Below are 18,213 nucleotides of genomic sequence, written 5' to 3'. Positions count from 1 at the left end.
ATGATAGCGGATTTGCCCCATCACATTACCTCGTTTTTTAATTGGCAACAAATTAAACCTTATCTTTTTGCAATCATTACCTTGATAGTGGGAGTGTTCATTGCAAAATTTGTGAGTCGTGGGGTAGCGCACGCACTCAAAAAACATGCCAGCGCGCAACAGATTATGGTCTCAACGCGCTTAACTTTTTATCTAATTTTATTCTTGTTTATTTTTGCAGCGCTGCAACAAATTGGGTTTAAACTGAGTGTACTCTTAAGCGCAGCAGGCGTGTTAACGATTGCAGTGAGTTTTGCTTCGCAAACGGCATTTTCTAATATTATCTCTGGCATTTTTTTAATTATTGAAAAGCCTTTTAAAATTGGTGATACCATAACCGTGACTAATTTAACCGGTGAAGTCATCGCCATTGATTTATTATCCATTAAACTACGCACCTCCGACAATACCTTGGTTCGTTTGGCGAATGAACAAATTTTAAAAACAGGAATTATTAATTTATCGTATTTTCCCACGCGTCGTTGTGATATTCCATTGCGCGTGAGTTATAAAACTGATCTGAATCAAGCTTTTGACTATTGTTACGAAGCCGCTCGCAATAATGCTCTCATTTTAAAAAATCCAGCACCTACGATCGCGATTGTTAATTTTGGTGAGATAGGGATTGAATTACTTTTTTCAGTATGGTGCATGAGTGACAAACTCGGTGATGTGAAACGAAGTCTACAAATTGAATTAAAATCGATATTGCAAGAACATCAAATTGATATCCCCTACCCTCATCGCACCATTGAAATTATTCAACATCAACCACAAAACTAGGGCGTGTTGACAATTCTACTCTGCTGGCCGTATCTCGTTGATTTTTTGTGCTCCGCTGCTCATTTACTTCGTGTAAACTGCGCGCTAGTTCTCAAAAATCAACAAGCCGTCTCAGCATAGCGAATTGTCAACACGCCCTAGAATAAGTTGAACCTATCGTTACTCAACCACAACTAACTAATCACCTCATCATTTGCAGCTATCGGTGCGCGCTTTGGATTCGCAAGAATAGCAAAAAATAAATAACATAAGGTAATAATCACACCGACAAATAACTGATGACTAAAATGAATATCCAGCAGTTTAATTATCGCATGTAACAATAACGCGGGAGTTAGCGCAACGACTGATAAACGTAATAACGCAATATAATCGAGTTGACGATCCGTTAACGAAACAAATATCAGCCCCAGCAGAGCTAAAATAATCACGGCAAATAAATACGTGCTAAAGCCTAGTATCACCGTCAGCGGGTAGGCAATGAAACTAAACCAGGTTTTAAGTTCACGCATTTTCATGGCGAAAAATTCCGGGGTTAATGTTGCCGATTGCTGAGTATCAAAGCGATATTCGTGCACAAGATTATCCCAACGCAGACTCAATTGATGGGCGTGCACCACAAATTTAGCATCAGAAGGTTTAACGAGGGATGCCGAAGCTGTATCAAAAATAATATAAGGTAAATGCGTCAGCGGATGATAAATGGTATAAGGAACTGCTTTATCAATCGATAGGCTGCCTTGATCTATTTTAATCAGCGGCAGTTCTTTGAGGATAGGTGGAAAAATAAATTTGGCAAAATAATTAATCTCAAGCTGCCATTTAAGGGTGAGGGGCAGAGAATACAGCATAATTAGTAGGAATAAATATTTAAATCCAGCACCAATCCATTTTTGCCCTACTTGGGAATAAAGTGCTCGAGAAAAAAAGGAATAAATAATTGCTTGTAGTAAAGAAAACTTTTTCACCACGACTTGTCCTTTGCGTTAATGAATTGCCTGACGTGATCGACTAAAAAAATATAAAATAAGATAACCTACCACACCAGAAAGAATCGAACCTGAGAAGACACCAATTCGAACTAAGGTAATGTATTCTTGATAATTTCCAAACGCAAGCCCACCGATAAATAAACTCATGGTAAAGCCAATACCGCACAATAAAGACGCACCATAGAGTTGTAAAAACGTGGCGTTTTTAGGTTTTTGCGCAATTCCGAGTTTGATAAACAACCAACTTAAACCAAACACGCCGATTTGTTTACCAATAAATAGCCCTAGCGTAATGCCGAGTGAAATTGAGTGCAGCAGTGATTCGGCATGAACGCCCGCCAGTGAAACTCCGGCATTAGCAAACGCAAATAAGGGCATAATAAAAAATGCCACCCAAGGTAAAATGGTATGTTCCAAATTATCGAGCGGTGACACTTCGTGATCGTGAGGATCTCGCAAGGGAATGGCCATCGCCAACGCAACACCCGCTAAAGTCGCATGCACGCCAGATTTTAATACGGCAATCCAGAGAATAATGCCCACGAGAAGATACGGCGTGAGTGTCATGATGCGATAGCGATTGAGTAGAAATAAAATTAATAAACATATCGCAGCAATGCCTAAGGCTAAAAAATAAATTTTATCCGTATAAAAAATAGCAATAATAAGAATCGCGCCCAAATCGTCTAATATGGCCAGCGCGGTTAAAAATATTTTGATCGACGGTGGTATACGTTTGCCTAATACCGATAAAACACCTAGCGCAAAGGCAATATCTGTAGCCGTGGGGATTGCCCAACCTCGCATGGCATTACCAGGATGATCGTGATTTAATGCGGTATAAATTAATGCAGGTACCACCATACCACCCACCGCGGCAATCCCAGGTAGAATAGCTTTGTTGAATGTGCTTAACTCACCGATTAAGAATTCGCGTTTAATTTCTAAACCGACTAAAAGAAAAAAAATCACCATTAATCCATCATTAATCCAATGTTGCAGAGATTTGGTAAAAATGAATGAACCGAGATTAAACCCCAGAGGAGTTTCAAGAATTAAATTGTAGGATAATTTCCATGGAGAATTTTCGATGATAATGGCCAATACCGCCATGACAAATAATAAAATACCACCAGCGGATTCAAGTCGAATAAAGCGGCTTACCGCTTCGCGAATACTTTTTAGTGGCATAATTATCCCTGCCTGCAATTGCATCAATGTAAGATTATATACAATACTACTCATCAATCAAGATGCTAAAAGAAAGAAGTCAAAGACCAATATTAGCAAGTCAGTAACAAAAGAATTTTAATTTTTCCATATAATTTCAGACTCTGAATGTTGCTGAAGGAAGGTTAAAAATTGTTGATGTGCGCTCACTTCTTCGCGTGATGCTGGAATGACTAGCCTATTTTCCCGAGGAGAATCGGCGTTACTAATAATTTGCTGATGAGAATCATGAGATCTTTCGCTATTCAATTCTGCAAATAATTGGCTTTGCCCGCCTGTCATCGCTAAATACACACCCGCTAATAATCGCGCGTCTAATAAAGCGCCATGCCAATCACGAGAAGAATTATCGATATCGTAACGTTTGCATAGCGCATCCAAACTATTTTTTTGCCCTGGATGAAGTTTGCGTGCTAAGACTAAAGTATCGATGACGGGACAGAGCGACGTAATACTGCCATAACCTTGGTTTAATAACTGTAATTCATGATCGATAAACCCCACATCAAATGCGGCATTATGGATCACTAACTCAGCACCTTCGATAAAGTGAATAAAATCTTGCACGATCTGGTTGAAGCGAGGTTTATCCGCCAAAAATTGTCGCGAGAGGCCGTGCACGTTTAAAGCCCCGGCATCGATATCACGTTCAGGATTGATATAATGATGAAAGCTTTTGCGGGTGATACGCCTATCGACAATTTCAATGCAGCCGATTTCTATAATCCGATGACCGAGTTTAGGATCAAGTCCTGTTGTTTCTGTATCTAAGACAATTTGACGTTTCATGCGCTATGTTATCCTTGAGCTAATAATTCATCGATAGCTTGATTAGCTAAGCTATCTACTAATTCGTTTTCTGCATGACCACTATGACCTTTTACCCATTGCCATTCCACGGTATGTTGCTGAGAGAGTTGATCGAGTAAACGCCATAAATCCTCATTTTTCACCGGTTTTTTTTGACTGGTGCGCCAAGCATTTTTTTTCCAATTGGCAATCCACAACGTGATACCATTTTTAACGTATTGGGAATCGGTGGTGAGAATAGCTTGACTGGCACGGTTTAACGCGCGCAGGCCTTCAATGGCTGCCGTTAATTCCATGCGGTTATTAGTGGTGAGTAATTCCGCACCTTTTAACATTTTTTCATGTTCACCATAGCGAAGTAATACGCCCCAACCACCAGGACCTGGATTACCGCGGCAAGCGCCATCGGTAAAAATTTCAATTTTAGCCATAATGAATATCCTGATGTTGTTGCAAGGTTTCTATCACACTGGTTGCTTTGAGCTTGGGTGGTTTTTTCCATTCGACACGCAAGGGTCTCATGGCTAACACTTTTTTCTTGGCAAATAATAAATAGACCGCGCCACAACTCGGCCAATATTTATAGCCTAATTTTTCAATAAAATTCATCCGAGGAAAATGCGCATCGGCATGCTGCGGGAAGCGATATATCATAAAATCCTTACGCAAAATATCAAAATCATAGGCCGTTAACCAATTTTGCAACGTGGTTGGAGCAATAAAACGACTTGACCAGGGTAATTCCTCTTGGTGGGCGCGCCAGAGTTTGGTGAGTCCCCATAAACTATAGGGATTAAACCCAAAAATAATCAAATGGCCTTCTGGAATTAATACTCGCTCGACTTCTCGTAATATTTCGTCAGGTTTCGCCATGTGTTCGAGTAAATGCGGTAAGATAACCACATCGATACTGTTGTCTCTAAAGGGTAATTCACCGCCGAGAGCACGCAAGGTTGGCGCTTGACGTGGTGGATAATTATCTTGATTGAGAAAAATTCGTTCGCGAATAGGACTTGCAGATAAATCAAAACAGGTTTCCTGCAAGGAAATTTGCAATAAATAATATCCGAAAAATCGGGGTAATAAATGATTTAGCTGCGTTTGTTCTACTGCATGAACGTACTTTCCCAATGTGCTGGATGACCAGGCTCGCAAATTTTCCAGCAATTGTTGATGTTCGATCATGCAATCTCCAGCATAGTTCGCTACAATTTGTTCAAAAAGTTAATAAAGGTAGATAATTATGATAACCATAATCCCCCTCCGCGCATTCATTGATAATTATATCTGGCTTCTGCAAAATGACCAAGGGTATTGCATAGTCGTCGACCCGGGTGATGCCGAAGCTGTTCTCGCGTATCTACATCAACAGCAGTTATCTTTAAGTGCCATCCTAATTACTCACCATCATCCTGATCACATTGGCGGCGTGAAAAAATTAACTGAACAGTTTGAAGTACCTATATTCGGACCCGCGTCTATTCCTGGAGTGAATCATCCACTGGCGGATGAAGATCGAGTAAACCTCAGCGAATTTCCTTTTAGCGCAGAGGTGTTAGCCATCCCGGGACATACGCTTGATCACCTTGCATATTATGGCGAAGGCAGATTATTTTGCGGTGATACTTTGTTTAGCATAGGCTGCGGTCGATTATTCGAAGGCACCGCAGAGCAACTTTATTCTTCATTGCAACGACTCTCGCAACTGCCAGATGACACCTGGGTTTATTGCGCTCATGAATATACATTGAATAATTTACGCTTTGCCTTAACCCTTGAGCCAAATCACCCAGCCTTACTCGAGCGACTGGCAGAAGTTGAAACACGGCTATCGCAGCACTTGCCGAGTTTGCCGGTGACACTTCGAAGTGAGAAACGTACTAATCCATTCTTACGTGTTGATGAAGCGGAATTGCAACGTCGAATTGCACAACACGCCAATCAACCTAGAGCGATTAACCATCCACTCACGGCCTTTACTGTCCTGCGCCAATTAAAAGATCAGTTTTAAAATACTTGCTTCTCTGCAATACGTTGGGTACCATCGCTCGAATGGACTTTGCCAGTAAATGAATTATTGATAATGAAGTGGATTTCTCAACAGCAACTGCGGTGGTTAATCATCTTAACAAGCTTAACTCTCCTGAGTTTAAAGCTGTTTTTTTATAATCCTGCGTTCGCCTATATGCGAGTTCTGGGTGAAACCCATATGACTCATGTCCCCTCATTAAAACCACCCACTCAACCTTTTACCTATCACTCACCCGATCCCAACCGTTATCCTGATTTATGGAATATTTTACGCGAACAATTTATCCTCTACGATTACAGTGATTCTGCTCCGGTACGCGCGCAAATTCGTTGGTATCAAGCGCATCCTAAATATTTTACCCGTGTCACCAATCGCGCTCGTCCCTATTTATTTTATATTTATCAAGAAATGCGTGCTCGCCATTTACCCGTGGAATTGTGTTTATTACCGATGATTGAAAGTGCCTATAATCCTTTTGCCTATTCACCTGTAGGTGCCGCAGGACTTTGGCAAATCATGCCACAAACGGCCAATAATTTCAGAATAAAACAAGATTATTGGTTTGATGGTCGTCGCGATATTACCAGCTCAACCAAAATGGCGGTTAATTATCTCTCGTATTTAAATCAATTTTTTAATCGCGATTGGTTGCTCGCGATTGCTGCGTACGACTCTGGCGAGGGCACGGTGCTTAATGCACTACAATATAATCTCCGCCAAGGTTATGCAGCCAATTTTTGGAATATTCCACTGCCCGAAGAAACGCGATCCTATGTCCCAAGCCTCCTGGCGTTAATCGCTATTGTTCGTCATCCGAATTGGTACGGATTTCATTTACCCTACATCGCAGCAACTCCCTATTTTACAGCGGTTACCGTCGATAAACCCATGCAACTAAATAAAATTGCCGAACTTGCAGGGATGAGCTTAGAAGATTTATACGAATTAAATCCTGGCTACAATCGTTTCATGACCGGCATGCGCGGCTCATTTAAACTCTTAATACCCATTAACTTGGTGGATCGATTTCAACGCAATTTAGCATATTATAATCATCACTCGAACATGCATCACGTGGTCAAACACGGTGAGAGTTTAAAACAAATTGCTAATCATTATCATATTGCGGTATCCACGCTTGAAAAATCGAATCATTTAAGTCATGGCAACATTCATGTCGGGCAAACGCTTACCATTCCCTCAAGTTTAACGATAACAGCCGATCTTGCTCCAGCTGCCAGCGCTGAGCCCAATGAAAAGACCACGACCACTCATATCGTGACCAAAGGCGATACTTTAGCAAGTATTGCCAGAAAAAATCATATTAGCATTGCTGAGTTGCGTGATTGGAATCATTTATCGGCTAAAAGCGTGATAAAAATCGGTGAAAAGCTGCTGATAAAAACTCATCCCGTGGTAAAATCTCTGACGCATAATTTAACCCAATATTATATTGTGGAAAGTGGCGACACCTTAAGCGGCATCGCCGAAAAAACGAACGTGCCATTAGCCACCTTAAAAGCATTAAATCATTTACAAGATTTTAGTTCACTCAATCCTGGGCAAAAAATTCGCATGAACTAGGCCTTATTAATTTTAACGCTGCTTAGATTGCCTGTTAAATATTGCTGCAATAAGCGTGAAGTCATGGGTTTAGCAATTAAATTTCCTTGAGCATAGTGACAACCCAGTTCATACAACACCCGTAATTGCGCATCGACTTCCACGCCGTTGGCAATGATTTGCATCGAATGAGATGTGGCATAATTTTTTAAGCGTCGTCCCAGTTCATTAATACGCAAGGTTTTATTGGGTAGAATATCGTTAACCGCGACTTCAACATAATGCAGAGGATATTCGCTAAAATAGTGAAAATTATTGCGCTTATTATCAATGGCGCTAACGCAAATTTTCATTCCAACCTCAGCACATTCGCACAAAATATCTTGATAAAAAGGAATAGGCTCAAGCAAAATCGATTCGGGTATTTTTAAAATAACTTGATTTAAATCGCCAACCGTTTTCATCATCGATTCACAAAAATTTTCTTCTTCTAATTGCCGCGCAGATACCGAAAATACGACTGGTAAGGGATTAAGAGCTTTTTTTTCCTGAGCATAATATTGAAAAATTCGCGTACCTAATGTAACCGACAAACCACAACTTTCGATTAATGAAGCAATTTTTTGATAGCCTTGAGCCGCCATTGGCTGATAATTCCAATTGAGAGACGCTTCAATAGCGTGAATTTTTCCCGTGCTAATTTGGAGTAAAGGTTGATAGAGCAAATGTAATTCATTATTATCTAAAGCATGCTCTAAAAAATGAATCGCATTAATAAATTGTGTTTCTCTTGGAGTGAGTTTTTCTGAAAAATAGTGAATGGATGGTGAGTCACTCGATTGTTGGGCGAGCGCACGCATAATGGTGTGTTGTAATTTATCGGCTGTAATTTCTGTTTTTAATAAATAATAATTATCATTTTTCGCTGTTGTTGGAGTTTCCAATAAACCGATATAAACCATATTTTGATCACTATTAAATAACTCAAATTGTTTAAATGCTTCACCATTTTCGGCATTTAAATTTGCATGATCAATAATGACAACTTGAGGTGAAAAAGAATTTAAACTTTTATAAGCCTCATTGAAAGTATTGACGGCTGCCAATTCATAATCCTGAGTAAAATTTTGGATGAGTAGTTGTTGATAAAATTCGAGTTCGCTATAGTGCTGAATAATCAGTAAGACCCGTATTGAACTTTCCATAATTGTTGACTCCGCTTTGACGTATTACCCATTTGCTCTTTTCTTAGATTTGTTATTATTTTTATCACTCTTGGTAGTGATTGGTGATTTCAGTATAGTTGCTATAAGGCAAATTGCCACCTTTGGCCTAAATTGCTCATTAACTGATAATCCAGCGCGACAGCGGACAAACGCTGGAAAATCAATGGATATTTGCTATGCTGAAAGTGGAGCGTTACATTATTTTTCCTAGAAATACGTTAGGTAGGCAAATAGCATCCGGGATCAATGGCGAGTCATTTGTGAATGAGTGGAGCAACAACAAAATTAATTATCGTTGGTGGACTGCAAAAAGAGCGTGAATATTGGCAAGAGTTGTTAGAAAACAAGTACCCCAATGAATTTGAAGTATTTCTTACCGACTCTGGTAAGGAAGCACTGAGTATTAGTAAAAATAATCAACCTGCTTGCATTTTATTGGATTTCTGCTTATTCGATTTAGATGGTTTGCAATTAATTGATTTATTCAATAAACAACACCCTAAACCGGGTGTCCCCATTATTATGCTCGCCGAACCCACTCAAAAAGAAGCGGCGCATCAAGCCTTAGCTAAAGGTGTCATGCATTGCATTGTCAAAACTAAAATTTCTGCAACGACTTTGCACCGCGCTATTAGTGAGGCCATTAAAAATATTGCCCTACCGGAAGAAGAGCGTAAAAAACAAACTCGCATTATTGGGCTTGAGCAAATGGATGATGATCCTGTCGATAGCATAGCAGAAAATACGGTAAAAACTGAGGCCGTATCACCCGATAAACCTGAAGTTCTAATAGAGGAGGAAGACCAGCCTCTTGAAAGCGAACAAACCGAAGAAACTATTTCACTTGGAAGCGAACCTGTCGCAAGCAATGATCCGATTGCTATTGATGAAATCGAGTTACAGATCAAACCGGCTTCAACTGCGCCGGCTACCACGGCTTCTGCTTATCAAAAACCTGCGTATACTGCTGGCTCATCCTATCCAAACTCTCCCTATCAACGTCCAACAACTTCATCTGCGCCCTCTTCGTCCGTTTCGCCCAGCATTAAACCACCGTTAAAACAACCCGTGCAAACCGAACGAGATTTAAATCAACTCGCCCAGCAATTAACAGCAAGCCACGTTCAGGAGCCGCCTCAAGTAGGACAAACCGATCCGATAACGGGATTACCTAATCACGTACTTTTTAAATCCACTTTAGAGCGTGCTATTGCTCATGCCGCACGCCACAGTCGTTACATGGCACTCTTGTTATTTGATTTACATGAACTCGATGCCATCACGGAACAATTTGGTGAGGAAAATCGCAATAAAATTATTTGCGATATTGTATTACGTTTTAAAGAAAACTTGCGCTCTCACGATTATATTGCGCGTTTAAACACTCTCGGCATGGGTGAATTTGCGGTTATTTTAAGTGAAATTGCCGATTATTATGATGCGAGTTTAGTGGCACGGCGACTCTTAGACATTATTCGCCAACCACTCAATCTTGGTACTGAAAAAATTCAACTGACTGCAAGTATAGGAATTGCTTGTTATCCCGCAGATAATCATTCTGTGATGGATTTTCATAAAAATGCCGTGCTCGCCATGTATTATGCCAAACAAAATAATGGCGAAATTTATTATTTTAACGAAGAATTAAATCAACAGCATAAACGGCGGATTGAAATTGAACGCGATTTAATTCGTGGATTTCAGCAAAATGAGTTTTACTTATGCTATCAACCTGTTTTTAATTTGCAAACCATGGATATTGTGGGCTTACAAACAGAAATTCAGTGGAATCATCCTACTTATCACATTGTCAATGTCACTGAATTTTTAGCAGTGGCGGAAAAATCAAATTTAATTATTGAAATTACGCAGTGGGTATTTAATACCATTCAAAAAGCGCATCATGAATTAGCTCGTCATAATAGTTTACCGCATAAGTTATACATTAAAATTTCTTTACGGCATTTTCAAGATCAGGCAGCACGAGAAAGTTTAATACAATTTATCAGGGAGGGGCATATCAATTCAGCTATCATTTCCTTGCAAATTCCAGAATCTCTCATGAATCATCAAAACAAAGATTTTCTTGTTTCATTACAACAACTCAAAGCACTGGGCGTGCATTTGTGTTTTACGGAATTTGGTACGGGCATGACTAATTTAAATTTATTAAAACACAAACCCGTCGATGCCTTAGTGGTCGATCAAACTTATTTGCGCAATGCTCATATTTCTCTAAGCGATGCGGCGATGGCTAAAACCATCATTAATATTGCCAATAATATGGAAATGCAATCAATAGCTGAGAAAGTGCAAAATCAGGAACAATTAATTTTTTTAAAAGATCATCATTGTACGTTTGCTTATGGAGACTTTTTATGTAAACCCCTCACGCTTGAGGAGTTATTCAATAGCACGACCCAACACTCTGCCAATGCTTTACGCCTGCGACAAAAATAATTGACGTTTTTTCAAAACAATTTCTGCTACTAAATTTAAAAATCGAAGATCAAAATCGTCAGACATTTCTGCTTCTACTCGCAAATACCAATGTCGATGGTCAGAAAATTCTGTGCATTTTACTGCATCTTTTTCTGTCATGATGACTAAATCATCGCTACCAAAATTAATATCGTGAGCTGAAAATGAATAATGATCGGGGTAGGCATGCTCAATACATTGCAGCCCTTGTTGGGTTAAGGTAGTAAAAAAACGTTGTGGGTTACCAATGCCAGCGACGGCATGCACCAGTTTATGATAAAAAAAGCCCACATCTACCGTCACATTTTTATCATTAACGTTATGATAATAATGTGGCATTAACGTCATTTTATAACAGTTGGGTTGCTCACCTCCGTTACAAATACGAAAATCACATTCTTGTAAACGCCGCCATGACTCGCGCAAGGGTCCTGCTGGTAATAATAAGCGATTACCCAGTAAACGCTGGCCATCGATTAAAGCAATTTCCATATCACGTGCTAATGCGTAATGTTGTAAACCATCATCGCTTAAAATCACATCACATTCACTATTATCAATTAAATACTGTGCCGCCTGCACGCGTTTTTTAGCAATCACGATAGGTATATTTAAATTGCGTTGTAATAAAAATGCTTCGTCTCCAACCTCTTCAACTTTGGAGAGTGATGTGACACAATAAAAATCATTTTTTGAATTATTTTTATAACCGCGCATCACGATGCCCGGTTTGTAGCCGTGTCTTAGTAATAATTTTGCTAAATAATACACTAACGGCGTTTTACCCGTACCACCGACAGTAATATTGCCAATAACAATCACAGGAACAGGAAATTGATGTTGTTTAAAAATACCATAGCGATAACACAAGCGACGCATTGTTATGATCAGAAAAAAAAGTAGGGAAAATGGTAACAGAAAAAATAACCACCATCGATTTTGGTACCACGCTTCTGCTAGCATATCATAGCCTCAGATGCAGAAACATTTTCTTCTGAATGATGATGTTTAAATTGTAAATGGTATAAATGCGCATAAACTTGATTTAAGGCTAATAAACTTTGATGATTGCCTTGTTCAACTAAGCGTCCTTTATCGAGCACAATAATTTTATCGGCATTTTCAATGGTAGAAAGCCTGTGAGCGATGACCAACGTTGTGCGATCGCGCATTAAATTTTGTAGCGCGGCTTGAATGTGTAATTCGGATTCCGTATCTAATGCGGAGGTGGCTTCGTCTAAAATTAAAATCGGTGCATTTTTTAAAATTGCCCGCGCAATGGCTAAACGTTGACGTTGCCCACCTGAAAGTAACAGACCCTTATCACCAATACGCGTATGTAATCCCTGAGGTAATTCTTGAATGAAATCCCACGCGTAGGCCGCTTTGGCGGCTGCAATAATTTCAGCTTCGCTTACTTCGTTAAATTTTCCATAGGCAATATTATGCGCAATCGTATCGTTAAATAAAACGACATGTTGCGACACCAGGGCAAATTGTTTGCGCAGATTTGTCAATTCAAATTCTCGAATATCTTGGCCATCTAGAGTAATTAAGCCCTGTTCATAATCATAAAACCGCGGCAGTAAGCTGACTAACGTTGATTTTCCACTACCCGATTTGCCCACCAGCGCCACAGTTTCACCAGGTTTAATCTGTAAATTAATTTTATCTAAAATTGTTTTACTCTCATCATAACTAAAACTTACTTCACGAAACTCAATCTCACCTTCAACTCGAGCGACCTGATGTGTGCCAAGATTTTTTTCAATAGGTTCATCGAGTAACGTAAATAAACTTTCTGCGGCGGCTAATCCCCGTTGAATCGTATTATTTACCGTCGTTAAATTTTTTAACGGTTTTAAAATAGCGAGCATGGCGACAAGTACCGAAGCAAATCCGCCCGGAGTAACGCCCGATAAATCATGGGCGGCTAAGGTAATGGCTGCCACAATTACCATACCTGCCACTAATTGCACTAGGGGACTGGTCAAACCATTTATTAAAGTTATTTTCATTTGGCGATGACGATTTTGCAGTGCCGTTTCATTAAATTTATTAATTTCATAGTCTTCACCACCAAAGGTGCGAATAATGCGATACCCACCTACGCCTTCTTCGGCCACATGAGTGATATCCCCCATTAAATCTTGTTCCAGATGACTTTGTTTACGCGTTTTACGACTACTGTAGCGCACAATTAAGCCGATAACGGGTGCTGCCAAAATAAATAACAACGTGAGTTGCCAGCTCACGACTAACATCACGGTTACCAACCCTGCAACAAACACACTTTCACGCACAAGAATAATTAAGGCATCGGTACTGGCTTCTGCTACATGCTCGACGTTATAGACGATAATCGATAAAATCGCACCAGTAGTTTTGCCATCGAAAAAGCGTGCTGGTAATTTCATTAGATGGCTAAATAAATGTTGGCGAAAGCGCATGACCACCGAACGGCCTACGAAGGCAATGAAATACGAAGAAAGAAATCCAGCACAACTCCGCAATAAAAAAACACCAATCAGAATCAAGGGAATTTTATTGATAAACTCGTTATCACGTGCAATAAAACCTTTATCTAAAGCAGGTTTTAAAAAATAGGTCATGCTGGCATCGATAGAAGAATAAGCAATAGTACCGGCAATTCCAAGTAACAATGCCCACCAATAATAACGAGAATAATTTAATAAACGCGAATAAACATGAGTAGTTAACAATCTTGGCTTTTTTTCTGGCACGGGGTGTAATCTCGAATTCAATCTTTCGTTAAAGTGGCATAATGTACCTGAATTTGCGTCATAATGCACGTTTAGGGTGCTGCCTGAATCATTTTTATCGATATGTCTGGTCACTACTTGACATTTGACATTACACTCTAAATAGGTTAATATCCTACGCCTGTCTGGGATATCTCTGGTACAGCATATAGTCAATCTTTGTCACTCTTTTAGGAGATTACAGTTGGTTTATCTTTCACAAACCAACTTTAGTTAAATTTAATTGAAAAAAGGACACGCTCACATGGCCTCAACCAAAAAAACTTGCACCCTGTGCAATCATACTGTCGAAAAATTTTCAGTCACTGGTATTAAAGTCATTAATAATCAAGAAGCTCCTTATCAATTGTGTTTATCTTGCTGTCAAGAATTACATGGTCTTTCTTTCTACAGCCCAACAGAATCCAAAAAACGCCGTGATTTTTGGAATAAAGTGTGGAAATGTTTAGAACTCGCACAAGCTGCGTAAGTTCACGAATACCCAATGAACGTAATCGCGCCGATTTGAGCATCAGCTTGCGGGCGCTTAGAGCCAGTTCAAAGTCTCCAAGCTTGAGTCAGAAACTGTCGATTGTTGAGCACCGGAGCGCCGTTTACACGTCAGTAAATGAGCACCGGAGCACAGAAAATCTGCAGTTTATGACCAAGATTGGAGATTTTCAACAGGCTCTTATAAATACTGCTAAAGAGGATAATTATATTTCATGATCCGCGTTGAACAACTGTCGAAAGTGTATCGTCGTGCTAATCAAGAATTTACAGCCTTAAACAATATTAACTTAACCATCGAGGCCGGTGAAATATTTGGCATTATTGGAAAAAGTGGTGCGGGTAAAAGCACACTGATTCATTGCCTCAATTTACTAGAGCAACCCACCGCAGGTGCAATTTATTTTGATGACCGTAATATTTTATTACTTTCACCTGCCGAACTGCGAAAAACACGCCAGCAAATCGGGATGATTTTTCAACAATTTAATTTATTACATTCACGCACTGTTTTTCAAAATATCGCCCTACCCTTACAACTCAATCATCAATCCAAACTTTTCATCCACAAAAAAGTCAATGCCTTACTAGAGTTAGTTGGCTTAAGTGAAAAAGCGTTATCTTATCCGGCGCAATTAAGTGGTGGCCAACAACAGCGGGTGGCAATTGCGCGTGCGCTCGCTAACGATCCCAAAGTATTATTATGCGATGAAGCCACTTCGGCACTCGATCCTAAAACCACACGATCCATTTTGGAATTGTTGCAAAAAATTAATCAAGAATTAAATTTAACTATTATTTTAATTACGCATGAATTGGATATCATTAAACAAATTTGTCATCGCGTTGCCCTATTAAAACAAGGCACATTGATTGAGGCGCAAAACACTGTAGATTTTTTTGTTGATCCTAAAAGTGATTATGCAAAAGAATTTATTCGTTTACATTTACCTAAAGCACTTAAAACTCAAATACAAACTCAGCCTATGGCCAGCGGAAAACCGGTATTACAACTCTTATTCACCAAAACCAGTGCGCGCGAACCGATTATTAGTCAATTTGTTCAATCATTTAATAGCCACGTCACAATTTTACTGGCAAACATCGACACAGTCGGCCAGGAAAGTATTGGGCACATGGTCATTGCGCTTTCTGAATTTCAAGAAAATTTACAACCCTATTTAGAATTTTTTCAACAACAGCAAGTCAAAGTGGAGTTATTAGGTTATGTCGCTTAATCAATTACTCATCCTTGCAACTTGGCAAACGATTTATATGGTGGGCGTCTCCAGCATTATCGGTATGCTTTTTGGGATACCACTCGGAATTATCCTCGCCATTACTCACAAAAATGGTATCTGTGAGCAACGCATTTTACATCAAGTATTAGCGATTATTATTAATGCCACGCGGTCTATTCCGTTTATTATTTTATTAGTCGCCATCACACCTTTGACGCGTTTACTCACCGGAACATCCATTGGTACGCTCGCTGCGATTGTGCCATTAAGTGTAGGGGCGATTCCTTTTATTGCTCGAATTATTGAAACCGCAATTTATGAAGTCCCTCGCGGTTTACACGAGACGGGTATGGCGTTAGGTGCCAACCACTGGCAAGTCATTCGCTATTTTTTATTGCCCGAAGCATTACCCGCTATCATTGATGGCATGACCGTGGTGATTGTGGCATTAATTGGTTATTCAGCCATGGCGGGCGCCATTGGCGGTGGCGGTTTAGGAGAAGTTGCGATTAACTATGGTTATCAACGATTTAATATGAAAATCATGTTGATCACCATTATTATTTTGATTATGTTAGTGCAACTAATTCAATTTCTCGGCGAACGATGGGCAAATCATTTGCGCCATAAAATTAGTCATTAAGGAATTTACATGCGTAACATAATTGTAATCTTGTTTGGGTTTATTTTTTTAGCCGGATGTTCAAAACAGCCGTCTGCCAATGAAATTAAAGTGGGCACTATTGCGGGTCCTGAAACGCAATTAATGGAAGTTGCGGCGAAAGTAGCTGAGAAAGAATATGGATTAAATGTCAAAATTGTACAATTTAGCGATTACACCATGCCTAATGCCGCTCTTGCGGACGGCAGCATTGATGCCAATATGTTTCAACATATTCCTTATCTACAACAAGCGATTAAACAACAAGGCTATTCATTGAGTGTGGTAGGGAAAACATTTCTTTACCCCATGGGTATTTATTCGCAAAAAATAACAACGCTTGCTGATCTGGCTCAACGTGCTGAAGTTGCCATTCCAAACGATCCGAGCAACGAAGCACGCGCTTTGCTCTTACTCGAAAAAGCTCACTTAATTACCTTAAAACCAAACAGTGGTGTAAATGCCACTGTCGTCGATATCAGCCAAAATCCACATCAATTAAATTTTAAAGAAATTGATGCCGCTCAATTACCGCGAGTATTACCCGATGTTGCTCTCGCCGTGATTAACACGAACTATGCCATTCCCGCCGGTTTGCACCCAACTTCGGCATTGTTAACTGAAGATAGTACCTCACCCTATGTTAATATCGTCGTCGTGCGCACCCAAGATCGTCACAATAAAAAATATCAAGAATTAGTTTCTGCACTGCATTCAGCAGCCGTGCTTGCTAAAGCCAAAGAATTATTTGGCGATGGCGCAATTCCTGGCTGGAAATAACTGTTGAAATCAGGTACTACCGGCATAGCCGGTAGTACCTGATTTACCTGATATTCGATGATAGATCCACCCCGCTAAATAAGCGCTTAAAATTTTCGGTAGTGATGTTGGCGAAATCTACATAACTCACGTGATGTAAGTTTGCTAAAAATTTTGCTGTATGGTGCAAATAAGCAGGTTCATTGGATTTGCCACGCAAGGGATTCGGCGCTAAATAGGGCGCGTCGGTTTCGATTAAAATTCGATCTAATGGAAGTGCTGTGGCGGTAGCTTGTAGTGCTTGGGCATTTTTAAAGGTCACAATCCCTGAAAATGAAATATAAAAATTTAAATCCATCGCCGCTTCCGCCACGGCTAAGCTTTCGGTAAAACAATGCATTACCCCGCCAATTTCCTGGGCATTTTCTTCGCGTAAAATAGCCAAGGTATCGGCGCTGGCGTCGCGCATATGAATAATAAGAGGCTTGCGAATCGCTTTTGCCACTTGAATATGGGTGCGAAAACGCTGCCGTTGAATCATTAAATTTTCTTCAGCACTCCGATAATAATCAAGTCCTGTTTCACCAATGGCAATCACTCGCGGGTGCTGTGCTAGAGTCAATAGCTCGTCATAGGTGGGTTCAACTGCAGGCGTTTCATTGGGATGTAAACCCACTGATGCGGTAATATCTGGATGGTGTTCCGCTAAATGAATAATTTCAGGAATATGTTCCAAATCAATTGCCACACACAAAAAATGCCCCACATCTTGCTCCCGCGCAAATGCCAAAGCACGTTGTAAATCGTTTTGATGATTGCTTAAATCCAAACAATTTAAATGACAATGAGAATCGACTAGCACTTGTTATTTCCTAAATGAGGTTGATGCAATATATCTATCCTATCAAAAATATCAATCATGATCGCGGTAAAATTGCCATAGTGTTGTTTGAAATGTTCCACGACAAAATCTCGACAGTCTTTTTTAGTAGTAAACTCAATTTCAATAAACTCAGGGTCAAAAAATTTCCATGTTTGAGTGCTCCTGACGTATTTTATCGCAGTCGAGTGAGAACCTGAATATCCAACTACAGAAAGATTATAAAAATCGTTTACCGAGTTAT

The 18,213-nt window shown here is 39.8% G+C and carries 18 protein-coding genes; 8 read left to right on the top strand and 10 right to left on the bottom strand.

Annotated features, from left to right (window positions below; translation table 11 throughout):
* Positions 1–822: a mechanosensitive ion channel family protein gene (locus tag KIT27_00090; GenBank protein MCW5588038.1), complete on the top strand. Its 822-nt coding sequence runs from the start codon at positions 1–3 to the stop codon at positions 820–822.
* A gap of 173 nt (positions 823–995) precedes the next feature.
* Here the strand turns inward: KIT27_00090 and KIT27_00085 are convergent, their stop codons facing one another.
* From KIT27_00085 to KIT27_00065, 5 genes are all read right to left on the bottom strand, one after another.
* Complete coding sequence (locus KIT27_00085; GenBank protein MCW5588037.1) at positions 996–1,790, bottom strand: DUF1189 family protein; 795 nt, start codon at positions 1,788–1,790, stop codon at positions 996–998.
* Positions 1,791–1,808: 18 nt separating this feature from the next.
* Positions 1,809–3,005 carry a Na+/H+ antiporter NhaA gene (gene nhaA, locus KIT27_00080; protein ID MCW5588036.1) on the bottom strand — a complete coding sequence of 399 codons (1,197 nt, stop codon included), beginning with the start codon at positions 3,003–3,005 and terminating at the stop codon, positions 1,809–1,811.
* Positions 3,006–3,122: 117 nt separating this feature from the next.
* On the bottom strand, positions 3,123–3,833 hold the full coding sequence (dnaQ, locus tag KIT27_00075) for a DNA polymerase III subunit epsilon (protein ID MCW5588035.1): 711 nt from the start codon (positions 3,831–3,833) through the stop codon (positions 3,123–3,125).
* Between the two features lie 8 nt (positions 3,834–3,841).
* Positions 3,842–4,285 carry a ribonuclease HI gene (gene rnhA / locus KIT27_00070; GenBank protein ID MCW5588034.1) on the bottom strand — a complete coding sequence of 148 codons (444 nt, stop codon included), beginning with the start codon at positions 4,283–4,285 and terminating at the stop codon, positions 3,842–3,844.
* Positions 4,278–5,039, bottom strand: a complete 762-nt coding sequence (locus tag KIT27_00065; protein ID MCW5588033.1) for a class I SAM-dependent methyltransferase — start codon at positions 5,037–5,039, stop codon at positions 4,278–4,280. The genes rnhA and KIT27_00065 overlap by 8 nt, the downstream gene beginning before the upstream one ends.
* A gap of 58 nt (positions 5,040–5,097) precedes the next feature.
* Between KIT27_00065 and gloB the strand changes: the two genes are divergently transcribed.
* Together gloB and KIT27_00055 are read left to right on the top strand one after the other, a co-directional pair.
* Entirely contained in the window at positions 5,098–5,865 is a 768-nt protein-coding gene (gloB, locus tag KIT27_00060; GenBank protein MCW5588032.1) for a hydroxyacylglutathione hydrolase, read from the top strand.
* 198 nt (positions 5,866–6,063) lie between these two features.
* Complete coding sequence (locus KIT27_00055) at positions 6,064–7,470, top strand: LysM peptidoglycan-binding domain-containing protein (protein MCW5588031.1); 1,407 nt, start codon at positions 6,064–6,066, stop codon at positions 7,468–7,470.
* Here the strand turns inward: KIT27_00055 and KIT27_00050 are convergent.
* A complete protein-coding gene (locus KIT27_00050) occupies positions 7,467–8,654 on the bottom strand; it encodes an EAL domain-containing protein (protein MCW5588030.1) in 1,188 nt (395 codons plus the stop codon). The genes KIT27_00055 and KIT27_00050 overlap by 4 nt on opposite strands.
* A gap of 285 nt (positions 8,655–8,939) precedes the next feature.
* On the opposite strand from KIT27_00050, the gene KIT27_00045 reads away from it, so the two are divergent.
* Positions 8,940–11,135 carry a GGDEF domain-containing response regulator gene (locus KIT27_00045; protein ID MCW5588029.1) on the top strand — a complete coding sequence of 732 codons (2,196 nt, stop codon included), beginning with the start codon at positions 8,940–8,942 and terminating at the stop codon, positions 11,133–11,135.
* On the opposite strand, the gene KIT27_00040 is transcribed toward KIT27_00045, so the two are convergent.
* Both KIT27_00040 and msbA read right to left on the bottom strand, forming a co-directional pair.
* Positions 11,115–12,119, bottom strand: a complete 1,005-nt coding sequence (locus KIT27_00040; protein MCW5588028.1) for a tetraacyldisaccharide 4'-kinase — start codon at positions 12,117–12,119, stop codon at positions 11,115–11,117. The two genes, KIT27_00045 and KIT27_00040, sit on opposite strands and share 21 nt — an antisense overlap.
* Positions 12,113–13,879: a lipid A export permease/ATP-binding protein MsbA gene (msbA, locus tag KIT27_00035; GenBank protein ID MCW5588027.1), complete on the bottom strand. Its 1,767-nt coding sequence runs from the start codon at positions 13,877–13,879 to the stop codon at positions 12,113–12,115. The genes KIT27_00040 and msbA overlap by 7 nt, the downstream gene beginning before the upstream one ends.
* A gap of 304 nt (positions 13,880–14,183) precedes the next feature.
* On the opposite strand from msbA, the gene KIT27_00030 reads away from it, so the two are divergent.
* The 4 genes from KIT27_00030 (at position 14,184) to KIT27_00015 (ending at position 17,110) form a co-directional block, all read left to right on the top strand.
* Entirely contained in the window at positions 14,184–14,408 is a 225-nt protein-coding gene (locus KIT27_00030) for a hypothetical protein (GenBank protein MCW5588026.1), read from the top strand.
* A 235-nt stretch (positions 14,409–14,643) separates the two neighbouring features.
* Complete coding sequence (locus tag KIT27_00025) at positions 14,644–15,666, top strand: ATP-binding cassette domain-containing protein (GenBank protein MCW5588025.1); 1,023 nt, start codon at positions 14,644–14,646, stop codon at positions 15,664–15,666.
* Positions 15,656–16,312: an ABC transporter permease gene (locus tag KIT27_00020; GenBank protein MCW5588024.1), complete on the top strand. Its 657-nt coding sequence runs from the start codon at positions 15,656–15,658 to the stop codon at positions 16,310–16,312. Before KIT27_00025 ends, KIT27_00020 begins: the two co-directional genes overlap by 11 nt.
* Before the next feature lie 9 nt (positions 16,313–16,321).
* Positions 16,322–17,110 (top strand): MetQ/NlpA family ABC transporter substrate-binding protein, encoded by a 789-nt coding sequence (locus KIT27_00015; GenBank protein MCW5588023.1) that lies wholly within the window; start codon positions 16,322–16,324, stop codon positions 17,108–17,110.
* A 43-nt stretch (positions 17,111–17,153) separates the two neighbouring features.
* On the opposite strand, the gene KIT27_00010 is transcribed toward KIT27_00015, so the two are convergent.
* Positions 17,154–17,951 (bottom strand): TatD family hydrolase, encoded by a 798-nt coding sequence (locus tag KIT27_00010; protein ID MCW5588022.1) that lies wholly within the window; start codon positions 17,949–17,951, stop codon positions 17,154–17,156.
* Positions 17,945–18,213, bottom strand: a 269-nt coding sequence (locus KIT27_00005) for a hypothetical protein (protein ID MCW5588021.1), incomplete at its 5' end; no start/stop codon positions are given. The genes KIT27_00005 and KIT27_00010, both read right to left, overlap by 7 nt.

The sequence above is a fragment of the Legionellales bacterium genome, assembly GCA_026125385.1.
GTDB lineage: Bacteria > Pseudomonadota > Gammaproteobacteria > JAHCLG01 > JAHCLG01 > JAHCLG01.
Note: the sequence above shows the minus strand (reverse complement) of the source record. Positions and strands in the feature narration are given on the sequence as shown.